This window comes from Roseivivax isoporae LMG 25204 (genome assembly GCF_000521865.1).
In the GTDB taxonomy this organism is placed as follows: Bacteria; Pseudomonadota; Alphaproteobacteria; order Rhodobacterales; family Rhodobacteraceae; genus Roseivivax; species Roseivivax isoporae.
The window spans coordinates 189,639-205,037 of the sequence record NZ_JAME01000002.1 but is presented as its reverse complement, the minus strand read 5'-3'; the positions used below and the strand labels follow the sequence as shown (position 1 = coordinate 205,037).

Genomic DNA, 15,399 nt, shown 5'->3' with positions numbered 1-15,399 from the left:
GCGTGGCGGGATCAGCGGTCCTCGAGCAGCTGGCGCAGGCGCGCCTGTTCGGCGTCGGACAAGGGCGGCGTGTTCTCGGGCGCCGCGGAGCGGCCGCGCACGTAGACGCCGGCCAGCCCCAGCGCCAGCAGCGCCATCGCCGGGCCCGCCGCCCAGAGGATCCAGTTCCATCCGCCGGTCGTCGGACGCAGCAGAACGAACTCGCCGTAGCGGTCGACAATGAAGTCCACGACCTCGGCGTCGCTGTCGCCCTCGAGCAGCCGCTCGCGCACCAGGATGCGCAGGTCACGTGCCAGCGAGGCGTTCGACTCGTCGATCGACTCGTTCTGGCAGACGAGGCAGCGCAGGCCCTCGCTGATCTCGCGCGCGCGGGATTCGAGACCCGGATCGCCCAGCATCTCGTCCGGCTGCACGGCCAGCGCCGGAAGCGCCAGCGCGCAGGTCAGGACCAGCGCGGCGCCCGCGCGGCGGAATGCGGCGCGGCGGCTCATTCCGCGGGCACCGGTGCCGAGGCCGACTTGCGCGCGCCGGCCGCCACGCGGAAGCGCCGGTCCGACAGGCTCAGCGTGCCGCCGAGCGCCATCAGGATGCATCCCGCCCAGATCCAGTTCGCGAGCGGCTTGATGTAGGTCCGCATGACCCAGCCGCCGCCCTCCTGCGCGTCGCCGATCACCACGTAGACATCCCGCAGGAAGCGGTAGTCGATGGCGGCCTCGGTCGTCGGCATGCCCGCGACGGGATAGGTCCGCTTTTCGGGCCGCAGCGTCGCGATCTGGGTTCCGTCCTGGCGCAGGATGACCGTTGCCATCGTCGAGAGGTAGTTGGGCCCGCGGACATCCTCCACCGCCGCGAGTTCGAGCTCGAAGCCCGACACCTCGAACCGTTCGCCGAGCTGCGCGACGCGGATGTCCTCCTGCTGCCAGGCGGTCAGGCCGGCGACGCCCAGCATGGTGATGCCGAGGCCCGCATGGGCGACCGCCTTGCCCCAGTCCGCCCGCGGCAGCCGCAGGAGCCGCGCGACCGACCCGTTCTGACCCGTCCGGCTCCAGAGGTCGGTCGCGGCGCCGCCCACGAGCCACGCTCCGAGGAACACGCCGATGGGCCCGAGCGCCGAACGCCCGGTCTGCATCGCCCAGACCAGCGCGCCGAGCGCCAATGCAAGCAGGAACGCCGGCACCAGGGCGCGCATCGACCGCCCTGCCCGCCCGCGTTTCCACGACAGCATCGCGCCCACCGGCAGGATCAGCCCGAGCACCAGCATGAACGGCGTGAACGCCATGTCGAAGAACGGCGGGCCGACCGACAGCTTTCGGTCGAAGGCCATCTCGGCCACGAGCGGCCACATCGTGCCGACGAAGACCACGAAGGACGACACCGCAAGCAGGATGTTGTTCGCGACCAGCGCCGATTCCCGGCTCACCAGCCCGAACACGCCCTTGGCCTGCATCGTAGAGGCCCGCAGCGAAAAGAGCGTGAGCGCGCCACCGGTGAAGAAGACGAGGATCATCAGGATGAAGACGCCCCGCTCTGGGTCGTTGGCGAAGGCGTGCACCGAGGTGAGCAGGCCCGAGCGCACGATGAAGGTGCCGATGAGCGAGAAGCCGAAGGCGAGGATGGCGAGGAGGATCGTCCACGCCTTCAGCGCCTCGCGCTTTTCGACCACGATCGCCGAGTGCAGCAGCGCCGCGGCGAAGAGCCAGGGCATGAACGACGCGTTCTCGACCGGATCCCAGAACCAGAAGCCGCCCCAGCCGAGCTCGTAATAGGCCCACCAGGAACCGAGGCCGATGCCGATGGTCAGGAACGCCCAGGAGGCGAGCGTCCAGGGACGCACCCACCGACCCCAGGCCGCGTCGACGCGCCCCTCGATCAGCGCCGCCACCGCGAACGAGAAGCAGATCGAAAGCCCGACATAGCCGAGATAGAGGAAGGGCGGGTGGATCGCGAGGCCCGGATCCTGCAGGAGAGGGTTCAGATCCTCGCCGTCGAAGGGTGGCACGGCGAGCCGTTCGAACGGGTTCGAGGTGAAGAGGATGAACGCGAAGAACGCCGTCGCCACCGAGGATTGCACGGCCAGCACGCGGGCGCGCAGGCTCGGCGGCAGGCCGCCGCCGAACCACGCGGCCATCGCGCCGAACAGCGTGAGGATCAGCACCCACAGGAGCATCGAGCCCTCGTGGTTGCCCCACGTCCCGGTGAACTTGTAGATCATTGGTTTCGCGGAATGCGAGTTGAGCGTGACCACCCTCAGCGAGAAGTCCGAGGTCACGAAGGCATGGACCAGCGCCGCGAAGGCCGCCGCGGTCAGCAGGAACTGCGCCGTCGCGGCCGGTTCGGCCACCGCCATCCATCCGGGCCATCGCTTGTGGGCACCTACGAGCGGCACGACCATCTGAACGATGGCGACCAGGAAGGCGAGGATGAGGGCGAAGTGGCCGAGTTCTGTGATCATGCCCCATGTATAGGCAGCGCCGCACCACCGTCCAACGGTTATCGGGGGCGCCGCCTTCACTTTGTCGCAGGGCGGGTCGCGACCGGCCTCAGCCGGCCCGGCGCCACTCGTCGAGCGCGGCGTTCTCGGAGTCGCTGCCGGCCACGGGTGCCGCGGCTGCGGGGGTCCCGGGCGCGTTGTCGGGCGCCGGCGGCGCGGCTTCGTCCCGCAGGCGGCCGAGCTCCGTGAGCTGCGCCGCGACCTGCGGCACCGCGGCGAGCGTCGTCGCGATCTCGCGGCGGAATTCCTGCCCCTTCGCCTGGTGACGCGCGCCGAAATAGAAGCTCACGATCGCGGCCAGCAGCCACCAGAGCGGCTCGGGCACGAGCGCGATGCCCACCATGCGCTCCGAGAACCAGACCGGGTCGATCATCGCCGAGGCGAAGAGCCCGAGCGTGCCGAGCGCCATCGCCGGGCGCGGCACACGGTTCAGCCCGTCCATCAGCCGGTCGAACCATGACCGCCGCTTCTGCGCGAATTCCTGGCCGAACTGCGCCAGCGCCGCCGCCTGCGCCGCGGCGTCGCGGCCGGCCTGCGCCTCGGCGTTCACGCGAAAGACCTCGGCGGTCTCGGCGATCACGTTGCGCCCCGAGCCGAAGACCACGCCCATGGCCCCCTCGATCAGGCCCATGATGCCACCCGTGCGCGGAACTCGGCATCGCTCAGGTGATAGCGCGGCGCCATGAAGGTCTCGGCCCGCCGGATCCATCCGCCCTTGCCGCCGTCGCGGGTGCGCGCATACTTGCGCGAGGCCGGCCGCTGGTCCGCCAGCGCTAAGTAGTAGTTGCGCCGGGCGATGCCGTAGGCGTCGACCATGTGCGCGGGTGCCGCCGCGTAGGCGCGCGCCGCCGCCGCGAGCGTCTTGGGGCCGATGCGGCCGTCGACCGCGACCGGGACCCCCATCTGGCCGAGGAGCCGCTGCAGGATGCGCACCGCGTGCGTGCCCGCGTTCACGTACATGTCGAAGACCGACGCCTGCAGCGGCTCCGGCAGGCCGCCGATGCCCGGACGCCGGAAATAGTGCTCGAGAAAGATCGCGACCGCCTGCTCGCGGCTCAGCGCGCGCACATCCGCCTCGGTCACCCTGCCGTCGCCGGTCAGGTCCATGCCGAGCCCCACCAGCGTGCCCAGCGTCACGCCGAAATTCGTGGCCCCGCCGGGATCGTCGGGGTCGTTGACATAGCCGCCCTCGCGGGAAACGATTTCCTCCGCGATCTGCCGCACATCCGGGCCGTTCGTCGCCATCGCCTCTGTCTCCTTGCTGTCGGGACGCTCGCGGCGGACGATGGGACGGCCGGGTTAACGGGGCACGCGGGCAGCGTGCGCAGGAAGGAGACCGCCATGACCGCCGACGAGATCGCGCACCTGCTGGTCCTCGCACCGCATCCCGAGGGCGGACGTTTCCGGCAGACATGGATCGCGGAGGCGGGCGACGGCGAACGCCCCGCCGGGACCGCGATCTACTTCCTGCTCGCGGCCGGAGAGCGCAGCCACTGGCACCGGGTCGACGCGACGGAGGTCTGGCATTTCCACGCGGGGGCGCCGCTGATCCTGTCGATGGCGGCAGCCGAGACCGGGCCGCGCACGGACCACGTGCTCGGCCCCGACCTCGCCTCGGGCGCGCGGCCGCAACTGGTCGTGCCGCCGCATCACTGGCAGGCGGCGCGGAGCACGGGCGACTGGACGCTCGTCAGCTGCACGGTCTCTCCCGGCTTCCGCTTCGAGGGTTTTACCCTGGCGCCGCCGGGCTTCGACATCCCGTGACGGTCGGCGCCTCGCGCACCACGCGAGAGATGCCGGCCATCCATGTGGTATCGCTAGGTTTTCACGTCCGGTAGAGCAGCACGTAATCGACCAGCTGCCGGGTCGATCCGTCCTTGCCCTCGGCCGACGCCTCGCCGCTGACGATGGGCCCCAGCGCGGTGGCAAGCTCCTTGCCAAGCTCGACGCCCCACTGATCGAAGGAGTTGATGTCCAGGATCACGCCCTCGACGAAGACGCGGTGCTCGTAGAGCGCGACGATCTTGCCCAGCACCTCGGGCGTGAGCTGCGGATAGACCAGCGTCGTCGACGGCCGGTTGCCGGGAAAGACCCGGTGTCGCGCCTGACGTTCCAGTTCGTCTCCCTCGAGCCCCTTGGCGCGCATGATCTCGCGTGCCTCCTCGAGCGAGCGGCCCTTCATCAGCGCCTCCGACTGCGCGAGGCAGTTCGCGACGAGCAAATCGTGGTGGTGGCGCAGCTCGGGCTCGTGTCCCGTTGCGGCCACCATGAACTCGCACGGCACGACGCGCGTGCCCTGGTGGATCAGCTGGTAGAAGGCGTGCTGGCCGTTCGTGCCGGGCTCGCCCCAGACGACAGGGCCGGATTCGCAGCGCAGGTCCGCGCCGTCCATCGACACGCCCTTGCCGTTCGATTCCATCTCGAGCTGCTGCAGGTAGGCCGGCAGCCGGGCCAGCCGGTTGTCGTAGGGCAGCACCGCGCGGGTGGCATGTCCCAGCACCTGGTTGTGCCACATGCCCACGAGCGCCAGCAGCACCGGCATGTTCTGGTGCAGGGGCGCGGCCAGGAAATGGCGGTCCATCTCCTGCCCGCCGCGCAGGAACGCGCGGAAGGCCTGCGGTCCGATGGCGATCATCAGCGACAGGCCGATCGGGCCCCACATGGAATAGCGGCCGCCGACCCAGTCGGCAAAGCCGAAGGTCCGGCTTTCGGGGATGCCCCATTCCGCGGCCTTGGCACGGTTCGACGACAGCGCGACGAAGCGCTCGGCGCTCGACACGCCGCGATCGTCGAGCCACGCCTTCGCGGTGCGCGCGTTGGTCATCGTCTCGATGGTGGTGAAGGTCTTGGAGGCGACCACGAACAGAGTCGTCTGGGGATCGAGCCCGCGCAGCACGTCGGCGATGTCGGCCCCGTCCACGTTCGACACGAAATGGCAGCGCGGCCCGTCGCGATAGGGCGAGAGCGCCCGGTACGCCATGGCGGGCCCGAGATCCGAACCGCCGATGCCGATGTTCACCACGTCCGTCACGTCCGAGGCACGCACCTCGTCGGCGAGCGCAGCCATGCGGTCGAGCGTGCCGAGCACCTCGGGCATGACGTCGGTGCCGTCGACCATGACGGGTCCGCCATCGAGGTTGCGCAGCGCCGTGTGCAGGACCGCGCGCCCCTCGGTCTCGTTGATCGGGGCACCCGCGAACATGGCGTCGCGCCGCGCCTCCACGTCCGCGTCCTGCGCGAGCCTGACGAGGGCCGCGCGGATCTGTTCGTCGAGCTGCGTCTTGGAATAGTCGAAGAGCAGCCCGGCGGCGTTCAGGCTGAACTCGCCTGCCCGCGACCCGTTCTCAAACAGGTCCTCGATCCTGCGTTCCGCGGCGATGCCGCCCAGCCGCTTCAGGTCGTCCCACATGCCGTAGTCACTCCGCCCAATGGACCCATGCGTCGTTGAGGATGGCGTTGATCGGCGCCTCGCGCGCGGGCTTGCCGCGGGCGTTCTCGAGCGCCGCGCGCTTCTCGGCCCCCATGATCAGAACGTGCTTCGACAGGGCCCCGTCGAGCACCGGCGCGGTCAGCGTGACCCGCGGCTCGGGCGCGCCCGGCGCGCGCATGGGCATGAGGATCGGCGCATTGCGCGCCAGCGCCTCGTCCAGCCGGTCCGCCCCGGGGAACAGCGACGCGGTGTGCATGTCCGCGCCCATGCCCAGCAGAACGATGGACAGCGGAAGGTTCGGGCGGATGGTCTCGGCCAGTTCCGCCAGCCGGTCCTCGGGTTCGCGGCACGGCAGGAACATCGGCAGGAGCCGCGCCCGCGCCGCCTTGTCCACCAGCAGCCGCTCGCGCAGAAGGCGGGTGTTCGACCGTTCGCTGTCCTCCGGCACCCAGCGCTCGTCGGTCAGCATGACGTCCACGCGGTCCCAGTCGAGCTCGACCGAGCAGAGGTCGTCGAAGACAGGGCCGGGCGACGTCCCGCCGGGCACCGCCATCGTGACCCGCTCGGCGCGCGCGAGTGCCGCGCGCAGCTCGCTCGCGAGCTTGTCCGCGAGGTCGATGAACATCATCTCGCGGTCGGGATATTCGATCAGTTCGTAAGCCATGCCCCTTCCTCGCCGAGTGTGCGCCCGCCTGCAAGCGGCGCGGGTGCCGTTCCTCAGGCCTTGATGTCTCGCCAGCGCCGGCCGTCGCGGTGCATCAGCATCAGCGCGTCGTCCGGGCCCGAGCCGCCGGGATCGTAGGGCTTCGGCACGTCGCCCCGGCGCGCCCAGCTCTCGATGATCGGGTCGGTCCAGGCCCAGGCGGCCTCGACCTCGTCGCCGCGCATGAACAGCGTCTGGTTGCCGCGGATCACGTCCATGATCAGCCGCTCGTAGGCGTCCGGCATGTCGGCGCCATCGGGCCCCAGCGCGTCGGCGAAGGACATGTCGAGCGGCACGTCCACAAGCCGCATGCCGCCCGGTCCCGGCTCCTTGATGGTGACGTCGAGCGTCATGCCCTCGTTCGGCTGGAGCCGGATCGCCAGCATGTTGCGGTGGCGTCCCGCTTCCGCCCCGAAGATCGAGTGCGGCGCGTCCTTGAACACCACCGCGATCTCGGACGTGCGGGCGCGCAGCATCTTGCCGGTGCGCAGGTAGAAGGGCGTGCCGGCCCAGCGCCAGTTCGAGATATGCGCCTTGAGCGCGACGAAGCTCTCGGTGGTCGACCGCGGATCCTCGACATGCGCGCGGTAGCCCGGCTGGTTCTCGTCGGCGGCATATTGCCCGCGCACCACGTGGTGCGGCTCCACCGGGTCGAGCGCGCGGATCACCTTGAGCTTCTCGTCGCGCACCGAATCGGGTTCGAACCGCGCCGGCGGCTCCATGGCGATCAGGCACAGGAGCTGCATCAGGTGGTTCTGGATCATGTCCCGCATGGCGCCGGACTTGTCGTAGTAGCCGCCGCGGCCGCCCACGCCCACGGTCTCGGCCACGGTGATCTGGATGTGATCGACGTGCTGCGCGTTCCAGAGCGGCTCGAACAGCATGTTGCCGAAGCGGACCGCCATCAGGTTCTGGACCGTCTCCTTTCCGAGATAGTGGTCGATCCGGTAGATCTGGCCCTCGTTGAAATGCTCGGCCAGCTCGCGGTTGAGCGCGCGGGCGCTCTGCAGGTCGTGGCCGAAGGGCTTCTCGACCACGATCCTCGTGTCCTGGGTGGCAAGGCCGAAGGTGCGCAGCCGCTCGGCCAGATCGCCGAACAGCGCGGGGCCGACCGAGAAGTAGAAGGCCCGCACCGCGTCGTCGCGCAGCCGCGCGCCGAGGTCCTCCCAGCCGTCCGACCCCTTGGCGTCGACCCGCTGGTAGCCCACGCGCCCGAGAAAGGCGTCGAACTGGCCGGGCTCGTGCGGCGTGCTGCCGAACTCGTCCACCGCCTCGCGCACGAAGGCGCGGTATTCGTCGTCGGTCATCTCGGACCGGGCGGCACCGATGATCTGCGCCTCGGGCGGCATCTGCCCGGCACAGTAGCGCCGGAAGAGCCCGGGCAGGATCTTGCGGCGGGCAAGGTCGCCCGTCCCGCCGAAGATGACGAGATCGAAAGTGTCGACGGGAATGACACGCGAAACCATGGCGGCCCTCTACCGAATCTAGTGTCCCTGTCCGTGGCTGTCCCGGGCCGGGGCCTGCGAGATCAACGGGACCGTTAGCGCTAACGACGCCCCTTTACCCCACCTTGCCCCGCAAGTCTAACACTCGCTTGGCCGAGGACAACGATCGCTGCAGGAATGTCACCCTGCCCCCAATTCGGTTCCGCTTGAAGCGGCGCGCCATGCATGCGACGCAACGGGCGCAGAACCGGGGAGTGCCGCGCATGGGTTCGCGCAAGATAATCATCGACACCGATCCCGGGCAGGACGACGCCGTCGCCATCCTGCTCGCCCTCGCCTCGCCCGAGGACGTCGAGGTGCTGGGAATCACCGCCGTCGCGGGGAACGTGCCGCTCGACCTGACCGCGCGCAACGCGCGCATCGTCTGCGAACTGGCCGGACGGCGCGAGGTCAAGGTCTTCGCGGGGTGCGACCGCCCGCTCGCGCGCAAGCTCGTGACCGCGGAACACGTGCACGGGCGCACCGGCCTCGACGGGCCCGACCTGCCCGATCCCACGATGCCGCTCGCGGAGGGGCATGCCGTCGACTTCATCATCGACACGCTCCGGAACGAGCCGACGGGCACCGTGACGCTCTGCCCGCTCGGGCCGCTCACCAACATCGCGACCGCGCTCGAGATGGCGCCCGACATCGCCGGGCGCATCGCCGAGATCGTGCTGATGGGCGGCGCCTACTTCGAGGTCGGCAACATCACGCCCACCGCCGAGTTCAACATCTACGTCGATCCCGAGGCGGCCAAGGCGGTCTTCGCTTGCGGGGCGCCAATCACCGTCATGCCGCTCGACGTGACGCACAAGGCACTGGTCACCAAGGCCCGCAACGACGCGTTCCGCGCGCTCGGCACCGATGCGGGCGTCGCCGTGGCGCAGATGACCGACTTCTTCGAGCGCTTCGACAAGGAGAAATACGGCTCCGAGGGCGCGCCGCTGCACGATCCCTGCGTGATCGCCTATCTCCTGCGGCCCGACATCTTCACCGGCCGCCACATCAACGTGGAGATCGAGACCGGATCCGAGCTCACGCTCGGCATGACCGTCGCCGACTGGTGGGGCGTGTCGGGCCGCACGCCCAACGCGACCTTCATGGGCGACCTCGACGCCGACGCGTTCTTCGCGCTCCTGACCGAAAGGCTGGCCCGCCTGTGAAATCGCTGCACCTCGCCGGCGTCGACGACGCCGAACGCATCCTGCCCATGGTCGCGGCCTTCCACCGCGAACAGGGCTACGACACCGATGCCGAGCACCATGCGCGCGCGCTCGCGCCGCTGCTCGACGGCTCGCCCCATGGCGCGGCGTGGCTGATCGGGCCGCGCAAGGCTCCCGTGGGCTACGTGGTGATCACCTTCGGCTGGTCCGTGGAATATGGCGGTCTCGACGCGATCGTGGACGAGCTGTACGTGCGCCCCGCGGTCCGCGGCCGCGGCATGGGCGGCGATGCGCTCGACGGCATCGCCAAGGCGCTGCGCGAGGCGGGCGTCCGCGCCCTGCACCTCGAGGTCGACCGCGAGGACGAGCGCGCGGTGCGATTCTACGGCCGCGCCAAGTTCGCGCTGCGCGACCGCTACGCCTTCATGTCGCGCGTCCTGTCCTGAGCCGGGCGCGCCGCGGCTGGCAGGGCCGCCGCCAAGTGCCTATATCCCCGGCATGACCATCGCGATCCCCTTCGACAACAGCTACTCCGCCCTGCCCGAGGGCTTCTACACGCGGCTCGCGCCCGAACCCGTCGCGGCGCCGTCGCTGGTGGCGTTCAACGCGGACCTGGCGGCCCTCCTGCGCATCGACGTTCCGACGGACCGGGACGAGCTCGCGGCGATCTTCTCGGGCAATGCCGTGCCGGAGGGCGCCGCACCGCTGGCGCAGCTCTATGCCGGCCACCAGTTCGGGCAGTTCAACCCGCAACTCGGCGACGGGCGCGCGCATCTCCTGGGCGAGGTCGTGGGCACCGACGGCGTGCGCCGCGACATCCAGCTCAAGGGCTCGGGCCGCACGCCCTATTCGCGGATGGGCGACGGCCGCGCGTGGCTCGGTCCGGTCCTGCGCGAATACGTGGTGTCCGAGGCGATGCATGCCATGGGCGTGCCGACCACCCGCGCGCTGGCCGCCGTGCGCACCGGCGAGACCGTGCTCCGCGAGGCGCCCCTGCCCGGCGCCGTCCTGACCCGCGTCGCCCAGAGCCACATCCGCGTGGGCACCTTCCAGATTTTCGCCGCGCGGCGCGACATCGACGCGCTGCAGGCACTCTGCGACTATACCATCGCGCGGCACTACCCGGACGCGGACGGCCCCGCGGACCTCCTCCAGCGCGTGATCGACCGGCAGGCCGCGCTCGTCGCGCACTGGACAAGCCTCGGCTTCATCCACGGCGTGATGAACACCGACAATTGCACGCTTTCGGGCGAGACTATCGATTACGGCCCGTGCGCCTTCATGGACGCCTACCACCCGGACACGGTGTTCTCGTCCATCGACCGCTTCGGGCGGTACGGCTATGCCGCGCAGGCCGACATCATCGTGTGGAACATGGCGCAGCTCGCCACGGCGCTCGTGCCGCTGATGCCGGATCCCGAGGCCGCCGTGCAGGACTTCACCGCGCGGGTGCACGGCATGGCGGACACGATCCGCGCCGAATGGGAACGCCGCTTCGCCGCGAAGATCGGCATCTCCACCCCGCAAGCCGGGGACGCGACGCTCGTGGCCGACCTGCTCACGCAGATGCAGGCGGGGCGCGCGGACTTCACCAACACCTTCAGGGGGCTCCTGCACGGCACCGCCCGCGACGAGTTCGCCGACCGCGACGCCTACGACGACTGGCACGCCCGCTGGCAGGCGCGCATCGCGGACGAACCCGAACCCGAAGCCCTGATGGCGCGGACCAACCCCGCCTTCATCCCGCGCAACCACCGGATCGAGCAGATGATCGAGGCGGCGGTCGCCGGCGACGACGCGCCCTTCCATCGCCTGAACGCGGTGCTGGCGCGGCCCTTCGAGGATCAGCCCGACGCCGCCGATCTCGCCCGCACGCCGCTGCCGGCCGAGGTCGTGCGCGCCACCTTCTGCGGCACCTGACATGATCCCGATCTTCGCCTACGACATCGCGCCCGACGGCACCGCGCGCGAGACCGGTCCCGACGCGCCGCTGCCCGACGAGGGCTATCGCTGGATCCACTGCGACTTCACCCATGAGGGCACGCGGGAGTGGCTCTTTGCCGCCCTGCCCGAGCGCACGGCCGAGATCCTGTCGCAACCCGAGACGCGCCCGCGCGCCCTGTCCCATGCGGGCGGACTGATCGTCCTATTGCGCGGGCTGAACCTCGATCCGGCCGCGGACGACCCCGAGGACATGGTCGGCCTCAGGACATGGGTCGAGCCGCGCCGCGTGGTGACGGTCCGGCGCCGCCCGGTGCAGGCCGCGCGCGACATCGAGGCGCAGGTGCGCGAAGGCGCGCCGCCGCGCAGCCCGCAGCTTCTGCTCGTTGCGCTCGCCACCAACTTCATGGGGCGCATCGAGGATCGCGGCGTCGCCATGGAGGACCGCCTCGACGCGCTCGAGGACCTGCTTTTCGCCGACGATCGCCATCCCGACCGCAAGCTCCTGCCCGAGATGCGCACCGCGGCGATCCGGCTGCACCGCTTCCTCGGACCGCAGGCGAGCGCGCTGCACGCGCTGACCGCGCCCGGCCTGCCGGTGATCGACGACGAGGCACGCGAGGACCTGTCCGAGATCGCGGACCGCGCACAGCGCGCGGTGGAGGAGATCACCGCCGTGCGCGACAGGCTCGCGGCGCTGTCCGACCACGTGGACCTGCGTCACGGCATGCGCCTGTCGAAGAACTCCTACGTGCTGTCGGTGGTGGCGGCGATCTTCCTGCCCATGAGCTTCCTGACCGGGCTCTTCGGCGTGAACGTCGCGGGCATGCCCGGCACCTCCACCTCCGTCGCGTTCGGCCTCCTGACGCTTGCGAGCCTCGCGCTCGGCATCGTTGTCTGGCTGGTCCTGCGCGGCTTCCGCTTGCTGTGAGAGCTTCGCCGCCCGCTTTCGGATGCACGCCGCGCCCGGATGTGCCACCCTGCCAACGACCCACCCCCGACGTTTCCCTGATCAAGGAGCCGACCCCATGGGCATGATGAAAACTCTCGCCAAGGTTGCCATCGGGTACGCCGCCGCGCGCGGCGTCGACCGGATGTCCGGCGGCAAGGGGCTGTCCGGCCTCTTCGGCGGCGGCGCGCAGATCAAGGGAAGCCACCCGGCCACCCGCGCGGGCAGCCAGATCGGCGACGCCATGCGCGGCGGCGCGGCGCAGGCGAGCCAGCCGATGCAGGCGCTGCTCGACAAGATGCGCGCGAGCGGGTTCGACCTCTCGGCGATGATGGGCGGCGCGGGCATGACGCCGCAGGGCACCGGGGCCGCGCAGGGCCACAAGGGGCTCCTCTCCTCGGTTCCCGCGGGCGGCACCGGCGTTGCGGGCATGCTTGCGGCCGCCGGCGGCGCGGCGGCGATGGGCGGCAAGGGCGTGGGCGCCCTGCTCGACCAGTTCAACACCGAGGAAACCGCGCCCGAGCTCGAGAAGAGCGCGGGCCTGATGCTGCGCGCGATGATCCAGGCCGCCAAGGCCGACGGCAAGATCGACGCCGACGAGAAGGCGAAGATCCTCGAACTCGTGGGCGACGATGCCACCGAGGACGACATCGACTTCGTCAAGAAGACGCTCGAGGCGCCCATCGACATCGAGGGGCTCGCCCGCGACGTGCCGCCGGCGCAGCGCATGCCGATCTACTCGGCCTCGCTGATGACCATCCGCGTCGATACGGAGGCCGAGGCGCAGTATCTCGACGCGCTTGCCAAGGCGCTCGGTCTCGACGAGCCGACCGTGAACGCGCTGCACGTGCAGCAGGGCCTGCAGCCGCTCTATTCCTGACCCGCATCCGGACACATTCGGCACAATGACGACGCGACGGATCAACGGGCTCGCGCTCGCGACCTTCGGCGCGCTGGTCCTGACCCCCGACGCGCTCTTCATGCGCTGGTCGGAGATGGACGGCGCACAGATGCTGGCATGGCGTGCGCCCGCCATGGCGGGTCTCTTCCTGCTGGCCTGGGCCGTCACCAGCCGGAACCGCCGCGGCGACGGCGCCGCGCTGCTGACCGGCGCGGGCCTGACCGTGGCGGTGGCGCAGATGTTCAACGCCACGCTCTTTCCCGCGGGCATCGCGCTGGCCCCTGTTGCGGTGATGCTCCTTGCCGTGGCGACTGTGCCGGTCTGCGCGGCGATCCTCGCGCGCATCCTCTATGGCGAGCGCACCGACCGCGCCACCTGGGTCACCATCCCCGTGGTGCTGGCGGGCATCGCGCTCGCCGTCACCGGCGAGGGCGAGATGGGGTTCGACCCGCGCGCCGCCCTCGGCGCGCTCGCGGGCCTCGGCGTCGCGCTGTCGCTCTCGACCACCTTCGTCACGCTGCGCCACAACCCGCAGGTGCCGCTCCTTCTCGCCATGGGGCTCGGCGGCATGGCGGCGGGGGCGTTCGGATTCGCGCTGACGGGACCCGCGCGCATGACCGACGGCCACGTCTGGGCGATCCTCGTGACCGGCCTCCTGATCCTGCCCGTCTCGTTCTTCTCGCTGTCCGAGGCGTCGCGCCACGCGCCCGCGGCGGGGGTGAGCCTGATCATGCTGCTCGAGACGGTGCTGGGCCCGCTCTGGGTCTGGCTCGGCACCGGCGAGGCGCCGACGCCGCGGATGATGGCCGGCGGCGCCATCGTGGTGGGCGCGCTCGCGGTCTACATCCTGCACGGCCGGCGGCGGGCACGGAAATCCGCGCTTGGCGCGGACCGGGCGAAGGGGTTAGACACGCGGACCACCTCTCGACCCGCCCGCAGGCCATGACCGACACCATCCTCCAACGTTGCGCCGAAAAGGGCCTGCGCATCACAGGGCAGCGTCGGACCATCGCGCTCGTCCTCGAGGAGGCCGAGGATCACCCCCACGCCGAGGAACTGCACGCCCGCGCCAACGCGCGCGACCCGCGCATCTCGCTCGCCACGGTTTACCGGACGGTCAAGCTGTTCGAGGAGGCGGGCATCCTCGAGCGGGTCGATTTCGGCGACGGCCGCGCGCGCTACGAGGATGCCGAGCGCGCGCACCACGACCACCTCATCGACACCGTGACGGGCGAGGTGATCGAGTTCGTCGACCCCGAGATCGAGGCGCTGCAGGAGCGCATCGCGCGGCGGCTCGGCTACCGGCTCGAGGGACACCGGATGGAACTCTACGGCGTCCCCCTGCCCGGCAAGCCGCGCTCGGACTGACCCGCGGCCCTCAGCCCGCCGCGACGACCTCCTGCCGCTGCGTGCCGAGCCCCTCGACCGTCAGCTCCATCACGTCGCCCGGTTGCAGGAAGCGCTGCGGGGTCATGCCCATGCCGACGCCCTCGGGCGTGCCGGTGGCGATGATGTCGCCCGGCACGAGCTTCATGAAGCGCGACATGTACGAGACGATCTCGGCCACGCCGAAGATCATGTCCGAGGTCGAGCTCGCCTGCGCGGTCTCGCCGTTCAGGGTCAGCGACAGGGTCAGCGCCTGCGGGTCGGGCACCTCGTCCGCGGTCACGAGCCACGGGCCCACCGGACCGAAGGTCGGCGCCGACTTGCCCTTGATCCACTGGCCCTTGCGCTCGATCTGGAATTCGCGCTCGGAGACGTCGTTGACCACGCAATAACCGGCCACGCAGTCGAGCGCCTCGGCCTCGGAGACGTAGAGCGTCTCGCGCCCGATGACGACGCCCAGTTCGACCTCCCAGTCGCCCTTCTGCGACCCGCGCGGCAGCACCACCGGGTCGTAGGGGCCCGACAGCGCCGAGGCGGCCTTGGAAAAGAGGATGGGCTCGGACGGCGTCTTCGACCCGGTCTCGGCAGCATGGCGCGCGTAGTTGAGCCCGATGCAGTAGAAGTTCGGCACGAAGTTCAGGCAGGCGCCGATCCGGCCGGGCTCCGCCACCGAGGGCAGCGCCGCGGGGTCGAGCGCGCGGATCCGGTCGAGTGCCACGCGCGACACGCCATCGCCGCCGAGGTCCGGAACGACCCCGGAGAGATCCCGCACCGTCCCGTCGGCATCGAGGAGGCCGGGCCGCTCCGCGCCCTCGGCTCCGAATCGCAGCAGTTTCATGACGTCCTTCCTCCTCGTGCTGTGCTGTGCCGCGGATCGGCCGCGCCGCTCCGCCCTGCGCCGGCGACGTCGTAACACGCCTGCGGGACGGGTGGCAGGCGCCATGTGCG

General features: G+C 70.6%; 16 protein-coding genes. 8 read left to right on the top strand and 8 right to left on the bottom strand.

Features of this window, described 5'->3' with window-relative positions; all coding sequences use genetic code 11:
• Positions 1 to 11: 11 nt before the first annotated feature.
• The 4 genes from RISW2_RS02120 to RISW2_RS02105 all read right to left on the bottom strand — a co-directional run bounded on the left by RISW2_RS02120 (position 12) and on the right by RISW2_RS02105 (position 3,736).
• Positions 12 to 491, bottom strand: a complete 480-nt coding sequence (locus RISW2_RS02120; protein WP_043765875.1) for a cytochrome c-type biogenesis protein — start codon at positions 489 to 491, stop codon at positions 12 to 14.
• On the bottom strand, positions 488 to 2,452 hold the full coding sequence (locus RISW2_RS02115; protein ID WP_043765872.1) for a heme lyase CcmF/NrfE family subunit: 1,965 nt from the start codon (positions 2,450 to 2,452) through the stop codon (positions 488 to 490). Before RISW2_RS02115 ends, RISW2_RS02120 begins: the two co-directional genes overlap by 4 nt.
• A gap of 88 nt (positions 2,453 to 2,540) precedes the next feature.
• Positions 2,541 to 3,122, bottom strand: a complete 582-nt coding sequence (locus tag RISW2_RS02110; protein WP_043765870.1) for a holin family protein — start codon at positions 3,120 to 3,122, stop codon at positions 2,541 to 2,543.
• A complete protein-coding gene (locus RISW2_RS02105) occupies positions 3,113 to 3,736 on the bottom strand; it encodes a holin-associated N-acetylmuramidase (RefSeq protein ID WP_043765867.1) in 624 nt (207 codons plus the stop codon). Before RISW2_RS02105 ends, RISW2_RS02110 begins: the two co-directional genes overlap by 10 nt.
• 96 nt (positions 3,737 to 3,832) lie before the next feature.
• Between RISW2_RS02105 and RISW2_RS02100 the strand changes: the two genes are divergently transcribed.
• Complete coding sequence (locus RISW2_RS02100; protein WP_043765865.1) at positions 3,833 to 4,255, top strand: cupin domain-containing protein; 423 nt, start codon at positions 3,833 to 3,835, stop codon at positions 4,253 to 4,255.
• Between the two features lie 61 nt (positions 4,256 to 4,316).
• Here the strand turns inward: RISW2_RS02100 and pgi are convergent, their stop codons facing one another.
• The 3 genes from pgi to zwf are packed head-to-tail and all read right to left on the bottom strand — an operon-like array spanning position 4,317 to position 8,090.
• On the bottom strand, positions 4,317 to 5,900 hold the full coding sequence (pgi, locus tag RISW2_RS02095) for a glucose-6-phosphate isomerase (RefSeq protein WP_043765863.1): 1,584 nt from the start codon (positions 5,898 to 5,900) through the stop codon (positions 4,317 to 4,319).
• A gap of 7 nt (positions 5,901 to 5,907) precedes the next feature.
• Positions 5,908 to 6,585, bottom strand: a complete 678-nt coding sequence (gene pgl, locus RISW2_RS02090; RefSeq protein ID WP_043765860.1) for a 6-phosphogluconolactonase — start codon at positions 6,583 to 6,585, stop codon at positions 5,908 to 5,910.
• A 53-nt stretch (positions 6,586 to 6,638) separates the two neighbouring features.
• Positions 6,639 to 8,090: a glucose-6-phosphate dehydrogenase gene (zwf, locus tag RISW2_RS02085; RefSeq protein WP_043765858.1), complete on the bottom strand. Its 1,452-nt coding sequence runs from the start codon at positions 8,088 to 8,090 to the stop codon at positions 6,639 to 6,641.
• Positions 8,091 to 8,332: 242 nt separating this feature from the next.
• On the opposite strand from zwf, the gene RISW2_RS02080 reads away from it, so the two are divergent.
• The 7 genes from RISW2_RS02080 to RISW2_RS02050 all read left to right on the top strand — a co-directional run bounded on the left by RISW2_RS02080 (position 8,333) and on the right by RISW2_RS02050 (position 14,433).
• Positions 8,333 to 9,274 carry a nucleoside hydrolase gene (locus tag RISW2_RS02080; RefSeq protein WP_043765856.1) on the top strand — a complete coding sequence of 314 codons (942 nt, stop codon included), beginning with the start codon at positions 8,333 to 8,335 and terminating at the stop codon, positions 9,272 to 9,274.
• Positions 9,271 to 9,720: a GNAT family N-acetyltransferase gene (locus tag RISW2_RS02075; protein ID WP_043765853.1), complete on the top strand. Its 450-nt coding sequence runs from the start codon at positions 9,271 to 9,273 to the stop codon at positions 9,718 to 9,720. Before RISW2_RS02080 ends, RISW2_RS02075 begins: the two co-directional genes overlap by 4 nt.
• Positions 9,721 to 9,772: 52 nt before the next feature.
• Positions 9,773 to 11,194 (top strand): protein adenylyltransferase SelO, encoded by a 1,422-nt coding sequence (locus RISW2_RS02070; RefSeq protein ID WP_043765851.1) that lies wholly within the window; start codon positions 9,773 to 9,775, stop codon positions 11,192 to 11,194.
• Position 11,195: 1 nt separating this feature from the next.
• Complete coding sequence (locus RISW2_RS02065; protein WP_043765849.1) at positions 11,196 to 12,146, top strand: CorA family divalent cation transporter; 951 nt, start codon at positions 11,196 to 11,198, stop codon at positions 12,144 to 12,146.
• Between the two features lie 97 nt (positions 12,147 to 12,243).
• The gene (locus tag RISW2_RS02060; protein ID WP_043765847.1) at positions 12,244 to 13,044 is read left to right on the top strand and encodes a DUF533 domain-containing protein; all 801 of its coding nucleotides are present in this window, start codon (positions 12,244 to 12,246) and stop codon (positions 13,042 to 13,044) included.
• 25 nt (positions 13,045 to 13,069) lie between these two features.
• Positions 13,070 to 14,011 carry a DMT family transporter gene (locus tag RISW2_RS02055; protein ID WP_084615211.1) on the top strand — a complete coding sequence of 314 codons (942 nt, stop codon included), beginning with the start codon at positions 13,070 to 13,072 and terminating at the stop codon, positions 14,009 to 14,011.
• Positions 14,008 to 14,433, top strand: a complete 426-nt coding sequence (locus RISW2_RS02050) for a Fur family transcriptional regulator (protein WP_043765844.1) — start codon at positions 14,008 to 14,010, stop codon at positions 14,431 to 14,433. Before RISW2_RS02055 ends, RISW2_RS02050 begins: the two co-directional genes overlap by 4 nt.
• Before the next feature lie 10 nt (positions 14,434 to 14,443).
• On the opposite strand, the gene RISW2_RS02045 is transcribed toward RISW2_RS02050, so the two are convergent.
• Positions 14,444 to 15,289, bottom strand: a complete 846-nt coding sequence (locus tag RISW2_RS02045; RefSeq protein ID WP_043765842.1) for a fumarylacetoacetate hydrolase family protein — start codon at positions 15,287 to 15,289, stop codon at positions 14,444 to 14,446.
• Positions 15,290 to 15,399 lie beyond the last annotated feature (110 nt).